General features: G+C 68.7%; 12 protein-coding genes and 1 pseudogene. 6 read left to right on the top strand and 7 right to left on the bottom strand.

Going from position 1 to position 17,530, the window contains the following annotated elements:
• Nucleotides 1–76 precede the first annotated feature (76 nt).
• A complete protein-coding gene (locus ACZ45Z_RS18745; protein WP_468363287.1) occupies nt 77–289 on the top strand; it encodes a hypothetical protein in 213 nt (70 codons plus the stop codon).
• Nucleotides 290–788: 499 nt separating this feature from the next.
• Here ACZ45Z_RS18745 and ACZ45Z_RS18750 read toward each other — a convergent pair whose 3' ends face one another.
• Nucleotides 789–1,724 carry a right-handed parallel beta-helix repeat-containing protein gene (locus tag ACZ45Z_RS18750; RefSeq protein WP_468363289.1) on the bottom strand — a complete coding sequence of 312 codons (936 nt, stop codon included), beginning with the start codon at nt 1,722–1,724 and terminating at the stop codon, nt 789–791.
• Between the two features lie 999 nt (nt 1,725–2,723).
• On the opposite strand from ACZ45Z_RS18750, the gene ACZ45Z_RS18755 reads away from it, so the two are divergent.
• From ACZ45Z_RS18755 to ACZ45Z_RS18770, 4 genes are all read left to right on the top strand, one after another.
• Nucleotides 2,724–3,203, top strand: coding sequence for a carboxypeptidase regulatory-like domain-containing protein (locus ACZ45Z_RS18755; protein ID WP_468363291.1), 480 nt, complete (start codon nt 2,724–2,726; stop codon nt 3,201–3,203).
• Between the two features lie 61 nt (nt 3,204–3,264).
• The gene (locus tag ACZ45Z_RS18760) at nt 3,265–6,006 is read left to right on the top strand and encodes a hypothetical protein (protein ID WP_468363293.1); all 2,742 of its coding nucleotides are present in this window, start codon (nt 3,265–3,267) and stop codon (nt 6,004–6,006) included.
• Nucleotides 6,006–8,177, top strand: coding sequence for a WD40 repeat domain-containing protein (locus tag ACZ45Z_RS18765; protein ID WP_468363295.1), 2,172 nt, complete (start codon nt 6,006–6,008; stop codon nt 8,175–8,177). The genes ACZ45Z_RS18760 and ACZ45Z_RS18765 overlap by 1 nt, the downstream gene beginning before the upstream one ends.
• Nucleotides 8,174–11,704 carry a hypothetical protein gene (locus ACZ45Z_RS18770; RefSeq protein WP_468363297.1) on the top strand — a complete coding sequence of 1,177 codons (3,531 nt, stop codon included), beginning with the start codon at nt 8,174–8,176 and terminating at the stop codon, nt 11,702–11,704. The genes ACZ45Z_RS18765 and ACZ45Z_RS18770 overlap by 4 nt, the downstream gene beginning before the upstream one ends.
• 101 nt (nt 11,705–11,805) lie before the next feature.
• Here the strand turns inward: ACZ45Z_RS18770 and ACZ45Z_RS18775 are convergent, their stop codons facing one another.
• From ACZ45Z_RS18775 to ACZ45Z_RS18795, 5 genes are all read right to left on the bottom strand, one after another.
• A complete protein-coding gene (locus ACZ45Z_RS18775) occupies nt 11,806–12,402 on the bottom strand; it encodes a Type-2Aa cytolytic delta-endotoxin (protein WP_468363299.1) in 597 nt (198 codons plus the stop codon).
• A 327-nt stretch (nt 12,403–12,729) separates the two neighbouring features.
• Nucleotides 12,730–13,458, bottom strand: coding sequence for a DUF6333 family protein (locus tag ACZ45Z_RS18780; RefSeq protein WP_468363301.1), 729 nt, complete (start codon nt 13,456–13,458; stop codon nt 12,730–12,732).
• A gap of 281 nt (nt 13,459–13,739) precedes the next feature.
• Nucleotides 13,740–14,048, bottom strand: coding sequence for a hypothetical protein (locus ACZ45Z_RS18785; protein ID WP_468363303.1), 309 nt, complete (start codon nt 14,046–14,048; stop codon nt 13,740–13,742).
• Nucleotides 14,049–14,462: 414 nt separating this feature from the next.
• Nucleotides 14,463–15,647, bottom strand: coding sequence for an RNA polymerase sigma factor (locus ACZ45Z_RS18790; protein WP_468363507.1), 1,185 nt, complete (start codon nt 15,645–15,647; stop codon nt 14,463–14,465).
• Nucleotides 15,648–15,655: 8 nt separating this feature from the next.
• Nucleotides 15,656–16,063 carry a YciI family protein gene (locus tag ACZ45Z_RS18795; protein ID WP_177149731.1) on the bottom strand — a complete coding sequence of 136 codons (408 nt, stop codon included), beginning with the start codon at nt 16,061–16,063 and terminating at the stop codon, nt 15,656–15,658.
• Nucleotides 16,064–16,513: 450 nt separating this feature from the next.
• Here ACZ45Z_RS18795 and ACZ45Z_RS18800 point away from each other — a divergent pair.
• Nucleotides 16,514–16,689: pseudogene (locus ACZ45Z_RS18800) on the top strand (cold-shock protein); the annotation flags it as partial.
• Here ACZ45Z_RS18800 and ACZ45Z_RS18805 read toward each other — a convergent pair.
• The gene (locus ACZ45Z_RS18805) at nt 16,681–17,481 is read right to left on the bottom strand and encodes an MBL fold metallo-hydrolase (protein ID WP_468363306.1); all 801 of its coding nucleotides are present in this window, start codon (nt 17,479–17,481) and stop codon (nt 16,681–16,683) included. The pseudogene ACZ45Z_RS18800 and the gene ACZ45Z_RS18805 sit on opposite strands and share 9 nt — an antisense overlap.
• Nucleotides 17,482–17,530 lie beyond the last annotated feature (49 nt).

Genomic DNA, 17,530 nt, shown 5'->3' on the forward strand with positions numbered 1-17,530 from the left:
AAGTGAAATGCACTGCAAATATACAGCGCGCTACAGTTTTCGCGACTTCCACTGAAGGGGGACGACACCGGTGACGATGGACGGGCACGATGCCGCGGTCAGACGCGCCAACGCGGCTCTGGAGACGTACACGTTCTCGGACGACGGCTGGCGCCGCGGCCCCGGCGAAACGCTGCAGCATGTCCTCGCCGACCTGCTGCACTGGTGTGACGACACCCAGCGCGACTTCGACGCCGCCCTGGAGCGGGCACGCGCCCGGTACGCGGCAGAGAGCTCGCCATCCGGATAGGCGCGGATCCGATCCTCTTGCGTTCACGGCCGGCTACGGCATCCCCATGGGCTAGCGTCCTGGCCGACGCCAACTGCCAAGGACTCCCCCTTCCGGCCCAACTGTTGGGCCGCTGCTGGCACTTGAGCTACTGCCAGAAGCTACTGCCAGACAAGAACACCGTGCATCTCGACGCTGGATATGGCTCGGCCACGTCGCGCGCGCCTTGCTCGGCGAGCGGAGGCTGCAGCATGGCCGGATCGTCTTCGACCCCACCGCCTACTTGGCCCAACTGGCCGAACTTTTCCGCGCCTCGGGCGCCTGCCAGGCCCAGCAGGCCCAGCCTGAGCCGTTGTCAACGTGGACCGGCGGAGCACGGGAGTGACGGGTGCGCGGCAACTCGCCGCATCCCCGCTGTACGCCAGGTCCTGTCTGGACACATGGGAGCCGGGCCGCCCGCCGGGGGGCGGGAGGTCCGGCTGGTTCTCTTGTCTGTTGGTGTGGGTTGGTGGTTGTGTGGTCAGCCGGTGCAACTGGGGACTGCGGGGGTGCTGCCGGTGCAGTTGTTGGGGGTGTTGCCGGAGATCGGGGAGGTGGTGACCGTCATCGTGCCGCCCACGCGGTAGACGCCGCCGGCATTGAGGGTGGCGTGGTTGGTGCTGACCGGGGTGCTGGTCAGGGTGGTCGCGGTGGAATCGATGGCGGCGATGCCGCCGCCCTGCGACCCGGAGTTCGTCCCGTTGACGAAGCTGCTGGTGGTCGTCAGCGTGCTTCGGAGGCCGTTGTAGATGCCGCCACCCCGGCCGATGGCGGTGTTGTTGGACACGACGCTGCCGGTGAACGTCGCCGTAGCCCCGATAGCGGGGGCATTGATGTCGGCGTTGGACAGGCCGCCGCCTTTGCCCAGGGCCGTGTTGCCGGTGAGGCCACTGTTGGTGAGGGTCACCGTGCCGCCGTTGAGGATGCCGCCGCCGTCAGTTCCGGCGAGGCCGTTGCTGAGGGTGATGTTCCCCTTGAGGGTGAAGTTGCCGGTGGAGGCGACCTTGGCGATACGGAAGGGGAGGGTACCCACGGCAGTTGAGCGGGTGATGACGTTGTTGTTGCCTGACAGGGTGATGGCGGTGGTGATGATCGGCAGTCCGTCCGGCCCGTCGGCGTCGCTGCCGTGAGACGTGGTGAGGGTGTACGTACAGTCCTTTGTCAGGACCACGGTGCCCCCGCCGGCGGAGTTGGCGGTGTCGATGGCGTTGATCAGCGCCGTCTCGTTGCACGCCACGGCCGCCTGTGCGGTGGTCGGAGCGAAGACGGTCAGTCCCGTGGCCAGGACGAATGCCCCGGCGAGGACCGGCACGGTGCGGACGCGCCGGATGACACCACCGTCGGGGGTACGGCGGACTGTCCTGATCCCCAGCCTCTGTGCGATCCTGCTGCGCCGGATCGTGTGCGGAACGCTCATGCCCGTATCTCCAGTCGCTGAGTGCCCATCAGTCCGGGCGGCATGAGTATGCGCCAGGAGACATGCCGAGTGCGCCTCCCGAGTGGGGGCGCACAGACGGAGTCCTGAGCGTACTGATGCGAGCGGGGGCGGTCTCTCATTGGAATGTGGGGTGGTTGTAGACCCCTGTGACTCTGGGCCATGACTTCCGAACCCGTTTCTGAATCGACCAGGCTGGCACTGCGATCACAGTTGCGGGTACGCCGGTTGCGCTCCGACCGGTCTTGGGACACCGCGCAGGGCGAGACGCCGGCGCGGGGCGGGTGGTCGCAGGGGGTACGCCCCAGGTCGGAGCGGCCGGCTCCCCTGCCGATGCGGACACCGTCCCGGTTCACCGTGACGCTTCCCAGCACCACGATGTCGATGGGGCCGAGGTTGTCGACATTGACGGCGGGGCGATGGACGTCGCTATGCGGCTGGACGCGGCTTCTTCCGGCGCGATCGTGATCACGGCCGGGTCGAGCAGAGAGAAACGGCCGGGGTGTGGCCGGCTTCGGTACGGCCTGCAGACGGTTTCGCCTTCCGACAGCGCGCGGGCGGCGGGCGACGCGGCTGGTACTCCCCTACCGACGTGTACAGCCCCACAGAACGCTGGACTTCGGCCTTCCGCGGCTCCCCCGGAAGGTGTCGGTCATGAATTGACAGTGCCCCTGTGTCGAGAGAACCTGAAATCAGGGAAGTCAGGCTAAATCAGGCCATTACTGGATGACCGGCTGAAGTCCACACTTCAAGCAGTCTTGCGCTCAACCGCTCAGCCGGTGAGCTGTCCGTTTCCGTGGCCGCACATCTGCGCACACCCCTGTTTCTGCCATGACTCCGCCGTTCTTCGGCCGCATTGCCGTGCCGACCTCGCATGCATGCATGCGACGACGCCCTTACGTCCACGGCTGAGACCTCCCCGGTTCGGTTCAGCCGTGGACGAAGAACGTGCGCAGCGCATAGCCGGGAGGAGAGAGCCTCATGTACGGGTATGTGCGGACCATCACCGGAAACGAGCCGATTCCCATGATCAAGGTCAGCGTCTATCGCCGTGATCTCACGCTCATCGACCACGTCTACACCGACGACGAAGGGCGTTACGGCGTGGAGATTCCCCCCGGCGAATCGGTCACCGTTCGGTTCGACACCCATCACACGCTCAACAACGCGCAGAACTGGCAGCCTTCCCTCGTCACCAACGTCATCGCCGACAACAGCAGGCCCCTGGACCGCTACCTGGTACCCGCCGGCCAGTTCGCCGACACGGCAACGGGTGTGGATGTCCTGGGGGCGTTCCTCCTCGCCGCGGCGGCGGGCGATGCGGAGATGAATGGGGAATCCGGGGCCGAGGACAGTTACGCGCACTCCGCGGTCGCGCGCCTGTCCGGGATCAAACAGAACACCCACGTGCTGCAGGACATCCAAGCGGCACTCCTCCGGTATTTCATGGAGCACGGCTAGCACACGACTAGCACACGACCAGGACTCGTCCCACCCAGCACGGACACGGCCGGTGGTTTCCTTGCCGAACCTTCTGCTCGTCAGGTCCACAGATCACCTCCTGCTGGGCGTGAGCTGGTCCGGTCTGACGCTCGCCGAGACGCGCCCCGATGGCCTGCCTGTCCTCAAGGCGGCCGGTGACGACGCCCGGCTGTTGCTCACGTTTCCGCCTCAGCACGTGGCCGAGGAGACTTCCCGTCGCGACGAAGTGCAGCCGAACGTCCAGCCCTCGGGCTCCGGCGCCTTCGTACCTGTCTGGGATGCCACCCTCTCGGGGCCGAGCAGGATCGCCTTCCACCTGCCCCGCGGCACCACCCTCGTCCCGACGGTGGAAGGCGTCCTCCAAGCGCTGAGCCGAGGCAGACCGATCCGGCCGGCGTCCCCTCCCGGGGCCGTGGAAACGGCTCTCGAACTGCCCTGGCGGATGATCTTCTCGCTCGAGGATCGCCAGGGGGGCCTGGACGTGGCGTCCTTCCATCCCGTGCTCCCGGTGACGCTCGCGGGAGTCTCCGGCCTGTGGCGGGCCCGCCTCGCCGCCACCCGGCCGGAGCCGGGCACCCCCGTCCAGGACGCGTCCCTCGCACTGCGCGCCATCGATCGGGACACCGCCCTCATGCCCGATCCCGGCTTCTCCATCCCGCTGGGCAAGGTCGAGCGGACGCGACTCGCCGACGAGGCCCGTCTACGTCCCGCGCAGGCGACCAGGATCGAATTGAGCACTCTCGGCGGAACTCTGTCCGCCACCGGCGTATGGGACACCTTCCAGTGGGAGCACGAGACGGTACTCGGCCGGGATGTCCGGGTGCGTACGGTGACCTCAGGCGTCCTCTATCCCCTGGGCCACCGGGCCAAATACGTGGAACTCAGCGAACGGATCTTCGACCCGACGGCCGGGAACGCCGCTGTACTGCGGAGCCAGTTCGTCCTCACCATCACCGAACCGGTGCGCCGCCCGCCCGCCGAAGGCCCCGCCACCCGCGCCTTCCCGTTCGGAGACGTCGAGATCACCACTCTCTCGTATCCGGATCTCAAAGAGGCGGAATGGCAGGCGTTCGCGGGCCGCCCGGGCATCTTTTTCCAGCCAACCAGGGCGAACGACGGACCGGTTGCCTTCCCCATCCGGTGTGCGGCGCGCGTCCGCGACATTCGCTTCGAAATGCCGTTGGTGTTCGTGTCGGACATTTCGCAGCCCGGTTTCACCTCGCTCACCGATCCCGGCCTGGCCAACGAACTCGCGGAGTTCTACGCCCCGCGCTCCGCCCCGATTCCCCTTCCCGGCATCCCCATCGACCTCGTCCGGGCGGCTACGCCCCGCGACGGCGACGTCCACGAGGTGCACGGCATCACCCTCACAGGCGCCCTGCACCCCACCGGGTACCGGCCGGAGGTCACGGCTCTGGAGGTCCAACTCCCCGCGCTGCGGACCCTGCTTGACGACAACTCCCCGAAGAAGGTCCATTTCGCGGCGGACTACCTGAGTCAGGGCGCGACCCAGGACGTGCTGCTGCAGATGGCCTCTGCTCTCGACGTCAGCTTCGTCGGCAGGTCCGACCGGTCCGGTGGGCTCGTGGCACCTCATATCGAAACGAACGCGTTGTCCCGCACGCTGGGACCCATCGATACGAGGGCACTGCCCGCCCCGGGGACGGGACTCATCGACCCCGGCCGGCTCTTCGACCCCGACGCCACGCTGCTGGGATTCTCCCTGAAGGATTTGGTCACCGATCTCAAGGAAGCGCCGAAGATCACCCCCGTGCTCCAGCCCGGCAGCCCACCCGCGGCGACGATGGAATGGAAAGGGGTCAAGCTCAAGAAGAACGGCCCCTTCCAGCCGATCGGCCAGAGCACCCTGGATCTGACCGTGACGGCTTCGGCCGCCGGCACCGACACCTTCTGCGAACTGCGGAACTTCGCCCTGGTCCTGCCGACCCCGTCCAAGCCCCTTCTCCGCCTTCAGTTCGCCTCGCTGACCTTCACCCACAAGAGCGGGGGTCCACCCCGGATCGAAGTCGGCACGGTGGACGTGCAGTTCCTCGGCGAACTGCAACTGCTCCAGAAACTGGGAGAGGTCGTCAAACTCGGCGACCTCAAGCCGTACATCGACGTGACGCCCGCCGGTCTCGTCGCGCACTACTCGCTGCCGGTTCCCTCGGTCACCTCCGGTGTGTTCGTGATGCGCGATCTCGCGGTGAACACCAGGATCGACATCCCCTTCGACGGGCGGCCGGTGTCGGTCTCCCTGGGCTTCGCGAGCCGGCAGAACCCGTTCAGGCTCTCCGTGCTGATGTTCGGCGGCGGTGGCTACCTGGAACTGGAGGTCGACCACAGCGGGCTGCGGCGGCTGGAGGCGGCGCTGGAGTTCGGCGCGATGATCGCCGTCGACTTCGTCGTCGCCCGGGGCGAGGTCCACGCCCTCGGCGGGGTCAGGTTCGAGCTGGCCCACGGCGAGGTCAACCTCACCGGCTATCTGCGGATCGGCGGGTGCGTCGAGATCCTCGGTCTGGTGTCGGTATCGATCGAACTGTGCATCTCGCTGGCCTACCAGTCCGCCACGAAGGCCCTGGTGGGCCGGGCGACCCTGGTCATCGAGATCGACCTCACGCTCTGGTCCGACAGCGTCGAACTCGACAGCGGTAACTGGGTATTGGCCGGCGGCGGGCCAGAGAATCGCGAGATCTTCAACACGCGCGATATCGACGAGGGACTGGAGCGCTGGCGCGCCTACCAGGCCGCATTCGTTCCCGTGTCGACAGGAGACCAGTGATGAGCGAGATCGGTGAGGTCCTGGCCACGGCGACCCTTTCCTTCACACCCTCGCACGTCGTGTGTAGCGGGAACGGGCAGAACCTGGCCGCCTTCGGCTTCCATCGCACGAACGATCCGTTCCAGACCCAGTCGCTCGCGGCCCTGAACACCGGGACGGACGACAATGTCCTGTGGACCAGGGACACCCTGGACACCCAGTCCGTCACGGTCAGCCCCGACGGGCGCACGGTGGCCTTCGCGGGCCGACTGGGAGGGGTGGAGAAGATCACGGAGTTCGTGGAGTTCCAGGACTGCAGCGAACTCCCGCCCACGATGCGCAAGAAATGTGAGCGGTTCAACCGGGAAGAGGCCGGCCTGCACGTCATCGGCCACAAACAGCCCTCCGTGGTGGTCGGTGTGCTGGTCTCCCAGTCCGGCCAAGTGCTGTGGCTGCGGGACGACCCCGACGCGGCGGTGCACCATGTCCGTTACAGCCCCGACGGCAAGCTGCTCGCGGCCTCCGGGCAGGGGCTCCTCCTGCTCGACGCGACCAACGGCCAGCCACAGCTTCAGCTCAGTTCCCTGACCTCGACCACGCTCCCCACCGCCTTCAGCGGTGACTCCAAGCGGCTCGTGGCGGCCGACTCCGCACGCCTGGTCCTCATCGACGTCACGGCCGGCCAGGTCCAGTGGACCGCTGCCCTCCCCGCACCGGTCATCCAGTTCACCTTCGCCGACAACGACAGCGCGCTGATCGTCGCGACGGAGCGTCAGGTGTTCCGTCTCGGTGCCGACAACGGTGACGTCCTCACGACGACGGACCTCCAGGACCCCGTCCTCGGCGCTCTCCCCACCGAGTTGAGCGCCGATGGTCGATGCCTGGTCAGGATCCGGCCGGGGGCGATGACGCTGTGGGACGTGGCCGACGGCAGCCGACGTTTCGAAACGCCCGTGGGGAACTCCGCCCGCGTCCAGTTCAACCCCGTACTGCCGGAGGTCGCGATCGTGTCGTCCGGCGGAGTGAAAGTGCTGAACTCCAGGCTCGGCACCACGGTCTGGGAGCGGACGACGGCCCCCCTGAACAACCTCGCCTTCTCCGCTGACGGGCGGAGGCTCGCACTGTGCGAAGGAGCGGGCCAGAACTCCGGCTTCGTCCGCGTACACGACATGAACCCCACGGCGGTCTCCAGTCGACCGCTCAGCGGCCCGGCGAAGCTGATCACCCTCGGCTCCTCCCCCGACCCGCTCGCCGTCGCGGCGTGCCTCGACCCCGAGGCGAGAACATCGGTGTTCCACGCCGACACGGGCGCGCCGGTACTGGAGAAAGTCCAACCCGGGGTGATCACTTCCCTGGAACTCAGCCCGGACGGGCGCCACTTCGCCACCGGCGGCAGCGACGGCGGCGTCCGGCTGTTCGCCACCCTCACGGGAGAAAAGCAGTGGGTCATCCCCCACAACGCACCCATGAAAGCGCTCGCGTTCCTGCCCTCAGGCGGAGAGGACGACGTGATCACCGCCTGCGGCGACAAGACCGCACGTCGTCTCACCCGCGCGACCGGAGCGGAAAAGTGGAAGCTCAGCCACCCGGATGCGGTGACTCTCGTCGCCGCCGACCACGGCGGCCGCTTCATCGCCACAGCCTGCGTGGACCGATCGACCAGGCTCCTGAACCCGACCACGGGCGATGAACTCTTCCGCTTCCCCCACGACGGGAAGATCAGAGCCATCGCCTTCAACCCACAGGGCTCGGTGCTGGCCACCGGCGGCGACGACGGGGTCGTGCTGATCATCGACACCGCGACCGGACACGAACGCGGACAGTCCGTCCACACCCGTGAGGTGACCGCCGCCGCCTTCAGCCACGACGGAAAACTGCTCGCGACCGCCGGCAAGGACCATGCGGTCCATCTGTTCGATGTCACGGTCGATCCGCCCAAGAAGGCCCGGGTGCTCACCTTCCCACAGACAGTCACAAGGCTCCTCTTCCACCCGACCGAGCCGCAACTGGCGCTCGTCAGCGAGGAACCCCATCAGGTGACGATCATCGACCCCGGCGACGGCACCGAACTCAGCCGCCTGGCCCATCCGGGCGCGGTGAACGACCTGGCCTACAGCCCCGACGGGAAGCTGCTCGCGACCGCCTGCGAGGACCAGTTGGCCCGTGTCTACCCCGGCAGGCGGGCAACATGAGCACACTCGTCTGGGTGGCGGTGCCCGCCGGGCTGTCCTCGCCCTCGACCGCCCTCATCCGCGTCCTGGTCGTCCCCCGACTGGGCGCGGGCTCCCTCTCCGACCTCGGTCTGCGGGACTGGCCCGCGCTCCTCGCCAGCGACGCCTCGTTCGAACTCCACGTCAAATCCGACGACGGCATCCACGAGGCGGACCGCGCCCCGCGATACGACCCGGTCGCCGACAGCGACGCCTGGCACGCGTTCTTCGACGGCGGCGCCGGACTGATCGAGGAATGGACCCCGAAGCAACAACCGGCTCCCCGGGTCCAACCGACCTACTCCGAGGCACGGGCCGTCGTGACGTCCTACCGGGAGTGCACCAGCATCCTGAGCGTCCCCGCTCCTGACGGGGAGGCCGCCGTCCGGCAGCGGATCGAACGCTGGAACAGCCCGCTGTCGCCCTCCGTCCAGATCGAGGAACCGCTCCCGCCCCTCCCACCGGCCATCGACTTCCATCGGGCCGTCGCGACGTTGCGCGAACACCCCACGGTGATGCGGGCCCTCGGCCTGGTCTTCGAGCTGACCTGCAAGGTGGACGACCTGGACGTCGGCACCGGCCCGCGCTTCCTGCGCATCCGCGGTACGGACCTGCCCGTCGGCGTCACCTCACCCTGGACGAAGTACGACCTCGACCTCGGCGAGAAGGCGTTCTGGCCCGCCCCCGCCGACGACTCCAGCGGCATCCGCAGGGGCCTGCTGAAGCTGACCAAGGCCGACCTCGTCGACCGGGCCGGGGACGCCACCCCGCGGTGGGCACTCAGCACGCTCGATGTCGACGGAGCCGTGCGAGCGCTGCGTACGGAGGCCAGGGCTCTGGGCGACGACAGCGAGCGCCGGCCCGCGCTGCCGAACCTGCGGACAGGCGGGATCATGCTGCTCCGCCCGGACCGCCAAACCGACTTCACCGCCCGGGCCGGCATCGCCGCGGGCCGGCTCGGGGCCGCGCTGGGCGATGCCGAGTTCACGGCCGAGGACCTGGTGCTCGGCTACCGCGTCGACATCCGGGACGGCGACAGCCCCTGGCTCTCGCTGTGCGAACGCGAGGCCGCCTACACCGTCACCACCCCCGAGGGACGAACGATCACGCTGGGCGACCCCACCCTCCTCGAAGAAGGCCACGTCAAACCGTACGCGGCGGTGAAGACCCCCGACGGACGCCTGCACGCGGACGAGGTCGTGGTCCGCTGGGACGGGTGGACCCTGGCGGCGCCGATCGTGAACCTGCTGGGCGGTGCGCCCGAGGCCGAACCCCACCCCGCGCAAGCACCCCCGTACGACTTCCGCTGGTCCTTCGGTCCACCGACCGGGCGGCTGCCCCGGCTGCGGTTCACGCACCGCTATCAGATGCGGATCCGGATCGCCGACCTCACCGGCGGCGGACCCGGCCTGCGCGATCCGAAGGGAACCGCCGACGCCACGAACACGATCATCTACCGCCGGAGCGACCCCATCCGGCCGCCACGGCTCAGCCACGACGGCAACTCCGACGCCTTCAGCGCCGGCGCGGCGATCGACCGGATGGTCATCCGCAGCGACCGCGAGATGAACGTCGCCCAGTTCCACGCCGCCAACCCCCAGTACCCGGCGGTCGAACGGCGCACCCTCCACCCGCCGACCGTCAGCTTCTCCCTCGCCGAGCAGCACAAGTCATTCGATCCCCATCCCAACGACCCCGAGGGCTCCCAACCCGAGTTCACGGCACGCACCTGGAAATGGGCCCTGCGCGCATTGCGCGCCGAAGCCGCCGGCAACCCGGTCGGCGCGCTGCCCGACCCGGCGACCAGCGGCATCAGCACGCACATTCCCGCCGCGCACGGCGGGCTCGACACCCCGATCACCGAGCGGACCGCCTGGAAGCCCTGGCCCTCCGCCGATCCCAAGCACGTCGAACTCTCCGACCAGCTCACGGCGGACCCACCCGTCCGGCTCGAATGGGACGGCGACAGGCTGGACCTACGACTCGCCAAGGCCGAAGAGGCGGTCCTCGAACTGTCCTCCACCGTCCGCGACGACTTCATCGACCACTTCCTCGTCACTGCCTGGCTGAACCAGCCTCCCGACACCCCCGGGATTCCCCGCCCGCCGATCGAGCAGTGGCTGGCGACCGTCCAGAACGGGGGGCACCCGGTGCTCTCCCCGGTCCAACGGATCCACCTGGTCCATGCCGTCAGACGTCCGCTGACCAAGCCGCTGTGGACCCTTCCGGACACGGCCGTCGACCGTGCCGAGCACGCCACCTATGCCGTTCTGCGGCCCACCTTCACGTCCGACGGGCTGAATACCGACAGCACCGGACGGCTGGAGCTCTCCGCGACCTGGCGCGAATTCACGAACGACGGCGACCACCAGCGGACCGCGGAGCACCTGTACGGCGCGACCATCGACCGCGGCGACCCGCCCGCCCTGGCGATCCGCCACGAGTTCGGCGACACCAAACACCGCAAGATCACCTACACCCTGAAGGCGATCAGTCGTTTCCGCGCCTACTTCGACGCCAACGACCCCGACGACGCCTTCCATCTCACTCTCCCCCAGCCACAGGTCATCATCCCCTCCAGCGCCCGGCCCCCCGACCTGACACTGCTGTCGACAACACCTTCCTTCCGCTGGCAGAGCCAGGCGACGGCCACCCGGATCGAGCGTTCCCGGTCCTCCCGACGGCTGCGGGTGGAACTCGCGGGTGCCTGGTTCGAGACCGGCGAGGGAGAACGCCTCGCCGTTCTCGTCGCCGATGAGGCCACCGCCCCCACGACACCGGTGACCCGGCTCGGCAGGGACCCCGTCTTCGCTTCCGCGCCCCTTCCGCCCTTCCCTGCCAAGAGCTGGTTCGCCGGCTCCAGCGAACCGCCGGTTCCCCCGGCCAATCCCGAGGTGCGCCCGCCCCACGTGGGCCCGGCGGTCTGGCTCGTGCCCTACGCCGTCACCCGCGAGGGCGACCGCTGGTACGCCGACATCGAGATCAACCCACCCCAGCAGGCGCCCTCCTACGCACCGTTCGTCCGGCTCGCACTCGCCCGCTTCCAGCCCCACAGCCTGCCCAAGCTGTCCCTCTCATCGATCGTCGTGTCGGACCCCGTACGGCTCCTCCCCGATCGCCGCCTGATCATCGAGCGGAACGGCCCCGACCTGCGACTGTCCCTGCTCGGCACGGGGCCGAACCCGCCCAACCGCCTGGAAGCCGTCCTGGAGGAGGCACACGCTCCGGCCGGAGTCCTCCCCGGCGCGATCGACCTTGTCGATCTCACGACCCCGCCCGCCGCCGACATCCCCGCCTGGCGTCCGCTGCCCTCCCCCACGGTGACCAGCGACCAGCCGGACACCCCGGTCACCCTGCGACTGCCCTCCGGCACCGCCCCACTCCGGCTCCGCGTCCGCGAGGTCGAACAACTCCCCGCTCCTCTCGCCTCGACCGCACCCACCGAACTCCGGGACCGGACCGTCTTCGTCGACACCGTTCCCCTACCGCCCGACTGGCGGCCGAGCTGACCACGCCGGCCACCCCTTCCTGTTCCCGCCCCTCACCCGGGATACGGCGACCCGGATACGGCGAACCGGGGCATGCTGTGGCGCCATGCCCCGGCCGGCGGTCAGGCGACGGGCCGAAGTGCCTGCCGCACGCCGACCGCGTTCAGCCGGATCGTGAACCTCGCGATGTCGTCGAGGGTCAGCGCTCGGGCCTTCTCCCCGTCCAGCGCGACGGTCACATTGGCGCAGAAGGCGACGGCGTGGACGAAGCCCTCCGTCTCCTCGTCCTGGAGCGCGAACAGCAGGTTGTAGTAGTAGCTGGTGCTGTCGGTGGCATCCCCGTGGAACGACAGGTGTGTGCCGTCCTGTTCGCCGAGGCCGACGAACACGTCGGCGAGCGCGGCATCGGCCTTCTCCCAGAACGCGGGGTTGTCGAAGCGATGCTTCAGCCCCTGACGGAGAGCCTCCCTGAGGGAGAGCGCCATGACACCGGCGGGAGCGGTCTCCTGGAGCCCCCAGCCACGGATGATCGCGACTGTCGAGCCGCCAGGGATCGCCTCCGCCGCACGGCTGATCTCACCGAAGTCGTAGTCCACGGTCGCCGGGGCGATCGCGTACTGGAACGTGTCGGCCAAGCTCTGCGTCTGCGCCAGGGCATCGGCGCCCACTTCGAAGACCGTCCGGAACGTGGTCTTCTCGGCGGTGGACTGGTCCGTCATGACTGCTCCTCACATGCGGAAATGAACACGTCGCGCCGACGGGCAGTATGCCGCCACGCCCAACGGGCCGACGCGCCGCCCTCGGTCCGCCACGCCTTCCCCGGTGGCGCACCCAGGAGGGGACGACTCCCACAAAGCCCTTGGAGAAGGGCAAGAGGGGGTCGTCCTCCAGCCCTCCCCCGCAGGATCTCCTGGGGGCGTCGACGTACTCGGCGATCTCCTTCCGCACGCCTTCCGCCGCACACCACACGGCGCGCCGAGCGACGTCGAGGGAAAAGCCATGTCCGTACGTCAACCCAGTCTGTGTCTGAGAGATGTTGAAGGTCCTCAGCCTCTGATGAAGTAGAGGGATTCCATGTGGCTGGTGGCGTACTCGCTGTGCCGCACTCGCAGCACCGAGGCGTCCAGGTCGTGCCTGCCCCACGGGTCGGCATCCCCGAGGCACGCGGTTGCGAGCGCACCCCAGTCGTTTTGGTCCGGCTCGTCGTCCAGGTCGAAGTACGCCCCAAGGTCGTCGAGGACTTCCGCGGTGATACCGAGGGCCGTCATCACGGCCTGGGGGTCGCCGGCGACAACGAACGGTTCGTCGCCGGGCCAGCCGCAGGCATGGAACATGGTGCCGTCCGGGAGCCATACGAGGTCTTCGGTGTGCTCGGCCCCGCAGTGGACTTCCACCCGGCCCACGATCCGCGCGTCGGGGAATCGCTCGCGCAGGCGGGTCGCCTCGGCGAGAAGCGGCATGTCGTTGCCGTCGTCCGCGAACGCCGGATCGGAAATCGACATGAGGTTGCCCCATGCCCCGGCGTGGACGACGTCCAGATCGGCCCGGGTGATAACCGTGTGGGTCTCACTCTGCTTGCGGGGGCCGAGGTCTTCGATCACGTCGTCAATCGCGTCCAGCGAGCGGGCGAACGCGGCTGCCTGGGCCGGATCGTTGGGCGGGAGTTCTGCCGCGTCCACGGTGAACGGCGGGTGGAGGACGGTCAGTTCGTAGCGGGCTCCGCTGCCGGTGGTCATGCGGTCTGCCGGGAGCGTCCAGAACATGTTATCGGGCATGGGGCATACGGTATCGGTGCGATGATCCGCCTCGGGGCCCGGTGGCCTTGACCTTCCCTCCGTAACGCCCGTGCCTCTTAACGGAGTTGGTCACTCCCCCTGGGCGCAGCGAAAGGCCCCCGGAAGTCCTGGCGCTTTTTAGGGGACGCGGCAGAGCCTAGAAACCTCTCCGGTGGATCAGGCCCGGAGAGGCGCAACTAGGCTTCCACCCTTGAGGAGCGGCAGCCTGGTGGTGAATGCAGCACGAAGGTCCGGCAGTATTTCCGCCGGACCCTCACGGCTCAATACGCGAACCTCACACTGCGGAATTCGAAATCGTCACTCATCCCGCCCGGCTCGGTGCTCACCAAGTCACCGTCGCAGTTCGGTCCCGAGTACAGATGCGCGGTTCGCGACGTTGCGTTGGACGCGAACTCACCGTGGATGGCGTGGCACTGCCAGTCTGCTGGCGAGTTGAGTTCCTTGACCGGGGCACCGGGGTGCTCGGAGTAATAAAACTTTCCGTCGGCTGCGTTAACCGTGCCGACGGGTAGGGTGACAGCCAACAGGGCGGCGGCTGCGACAACGCCCAAGGCGTGACGAATGCGCATGGCTCTCCTTTTGGTGGCGATGCGATCACGACATCGTCACTATTACCCCTTTAAGGGCAGGCGCATCCGGCTATTTTTGGACAGCCATCATTGCCATATTATCTGCCTTGGGAGAACTCCTTCATGTGCTGTCTTGGCGTTTCCTGTCCCGTGGAATTCGCAAGTCGTTTTGTTCTGAACGGACTTGACGGGATGTCGCCGTCAGCAGGACGGATGGCTAGGGGTTTGGGTGGCCTGGTACAGCAGCGATCGGCGGTTCCCACCCTGCCTTGGCAACTGGCCCGTGCTGCGCCCGTCCGTGCTCGAAGCGGGACAGTTGGCGCTACGCGCCTGGCACCCTTCACCGAAGTCGACACAGACGACGACTGGCCACGGGCCATGCCAAGTGCCGCGGAAAATCCGAGCGCGACCCCGTCAGCGACCCCGGCGGTCGTTGAGCCGGGCGGCCTGGCGCGTCAGGTGGTTGCGCTCGGCGAGGTTGGGGGCCTTTCGGGCCGCCTCGGCGTACAGCCGTGCCGCCGTCGCCAGGTCGCCGTCGCGCTCGTGGAGGTACGCCGCCACCGCGGCGTGGCGGGGCAGTGCGGCGTCCAGCGCCGCGAGCGCCGCCAGCCCCGCGCGCGGTCCGTCGGCCTCGCCGACGGCCACCGCACGGTTGAGCCGGACGACCGGGCTGTCGGTCAGGCGCGCGAGTTCGTCGTACCACTCGACGATCTGCACCCAGTCGGTCTCCTCGGCGGTGGGCGCGTCGGCGTGAAGGGCGGCAATGGCGGCCTGGGCCTGGAACTCGCCCAGCCGGTCACGGGCGAGGGCCGCCTGAAGGGTCGCGACACCCTCGGCGATCAGCTCGGTGTCCCACCGGCCGCGGTCCTGTTCGGCGAGCGGCACCAGGCTGCCGTCGGGCGCGGTCCGGGCGGCGCGCCGGGCGTGGTGGAGCAGCATGAGGGCGAGCAGCCCCGCCACCTCCGGGTGGTCGATCGCGGCCGCGAGCTGCCGGGTGAGCCGGATGGCTTCGGCGGCGAGGTCGACGTCGCCGGAGTAGCCCTCGTTGAAGACCAGGTAGAGGACGCGCAGCACGGTGGCGACGTCGCCGGGCTGGTCGAACCGTACGCCGGAGACTGTGCGCTTGGCCCGGCTGATCCGCTGCGCCATGGTCGCCTCCGGCACCAGGTAGGCCCGGGCGATCTGCCGGGTGGTCAGCCCGCCGACGGCGCGCAGCGTGAGTGCGACCGCGGACGACGGCGTCAGCGACGGGTGGGCGCACAGGAAGTAGAGCTGGAGCGTGTCGTCCGCCGCGGGCGCGGGCCCGGGCGCCGGCTCCTCCTCGACGAGGTCCTCACGCCGGCGGCGGGCGGTGTCCGCCCGGGCCGCGTCGAGGAACTTGCGCCAGGCCACGGTGACCAGCCAGCCCTTCGGGTCCCGAATGGGGTCTCCCCTGCTCGAGCGAAGCCGAGAGCTTGGGGAAGGGTCGGCCGGCCAGACGCGGAGCGCCTCGATCAGAGCGTCCTGCACGGCGTCCTCGGCCGCCGCGAAGTCGGCTCCGCGGCGGACGAGGACGGCGAGCACGCTCGGTGTGAGGCTCCGGAGCAGGACTTCGTCCATCGGGGAGGTCACTCCGTGATGGTGGGCGACACGCCGTAGAACGGGCGCAGCTCGAGCCACTCGTGGATCGGCTTCCCGCCCGCGCCGGGGGCGGCCGACAGCTCCCCGGCCAGCTCGACGGCGCGCTCGTAGCTGTCGACGTCGATCACCATCCAGCCGGCGATGAGGTCCTTGGTCTCGGCGAACGGGCCGTCGGTGACCGGCGGGCGGCCCTCGCCGTCGTAGCGGACCCACGTCCCCTCGGGCGCGAGCGCCTGACCGTCGACGAACTCGCCGGTCTTCTCCAGCCGGGCCGCGAAGTCGTTCATGTACTGCATGTGGGCCGAGATCTCCTCCGGCGTCCACTGGTCCATGGGCACGTCGTTGACCGCAGCCGGGGCACCGCGGTAGTGCTTGAGCAGCAGGTACTTGGCCATCGTGGTTCTCCTCGGTTCTGGTGCGACCCATTTTGGTCGCGTTCATAGCGGGGACGGAGCCAGTCACGGGTTCTCGACATCGCCGTCCAAGATTTTTTGACTCTCGAAGATGAGCCTGGCGGAGCCGTCTCGTGGGGCCCGCGTCCACGGCATGACGCAAGGGCAGACGGAAGGAGACCTTCCAAGTGCGGGGCCGGCGCCAAACCCGTCAGCGCGGACATACCGAGCTTTGAGGCGTGCACGGATCCCGGCGCCCGACCCCGCACCGCGCAGTGGGACGCCGAAGCGGCGCTGACCACCATGGCCGACGCAATCTCCGGAGGAGGGCCGAACCAGATCATCAACCGGCTCTCCTCGGGCTGTGCCGCCCTCTTCGGCAACGCGGAACTGGCGGGCTCTGTCCCTCCCTCCACCCGCCCACACCACCGGAAGGGAGTGCTCCACGAGCGAGTGGCCCGTGAGAGGGGCCAACCTCGGCCAGGCTTCGGCTTCCTCGCCAGAGACGACGGCGGGCCGACGCCTTCGCCCACTACTCCGACATCGACGAACAGGACTTCCGCGAGCTGCGGGCCGGGCAGAAGGTCAGCTTCGGAGTCAGACAGCCCCGGCCTGCCCCGTCAGCCCAGGTTGTCGCCCAGGTCACCCAGGTCCAGGCGGTCAACCAGCCCAGCTTTGGTGAAAGCGGCTATCAGTTCATCGCGGCCCTCGGTGAAGTGGGCCCAACTGTCGTAGTGGACAGGAACCACCCGGCGGGCGCCGAGGATCCTGACAGCCTCGGCGGCCTGGACGCTGTCGAGGACGATCAGCGCGCCGTCGAAGAGGTCGGCGAAGCGGGGAGCCCCGGCGAAGAGTATGGCGGTATCCACCGGACCGAAACGTTCGGCAATCTGCTTGACCAGGTCGAGCGAGGCGTTGTCGCCGCTGACGTAGACCGTTGGCAGGCCCTCCCCCGTCAGTACGAAGCCGACGACCTGTCCGGTGATCGGTTCGACCTCTTCGCGGGCCCCGGGGCCATGGAGAGCGGGCACACCCGTCACGGTGATCGTGCCGCCGCCGGGGCGGTCGAGCTCGATCGACTCCCAGTCGGACAGCCCCTTGGCCCTGCCCCCCAGCCGCTGCCCGCCGCCGGGGGTGGTGAGGGTGAGTGGGACGTGGGCGAGGAGTGCTCTGCCGGAGTTGTCGAGGTTGTCGGGGTGTTCGTCGTGGGAGAGCAGGACCACGTCGATGTGGCCGAGGCCGGCCGGTGCGGTGGAGGAGGGCGCTGTCTTGGTCAGCCGGCCGCCCGGCACCTGGTAGTCGCCGGGGGCGTCGAAGGTCGGGTCGGTCAGGAATCGCAGGCCCCCATAGGTGAAAAGGGCGGTCGGGCCGCCGAAGACGCGGACGGGGATCTGCTCACTGTTCGTGCTGGTACTGGTCATCAGACACCTCACGGATGGGAATCGGCTTATCCGTGATGAACGGTAGCAG

Source organism: Streptomyces sp. NPDC031210, assembly GCF_055570395.1.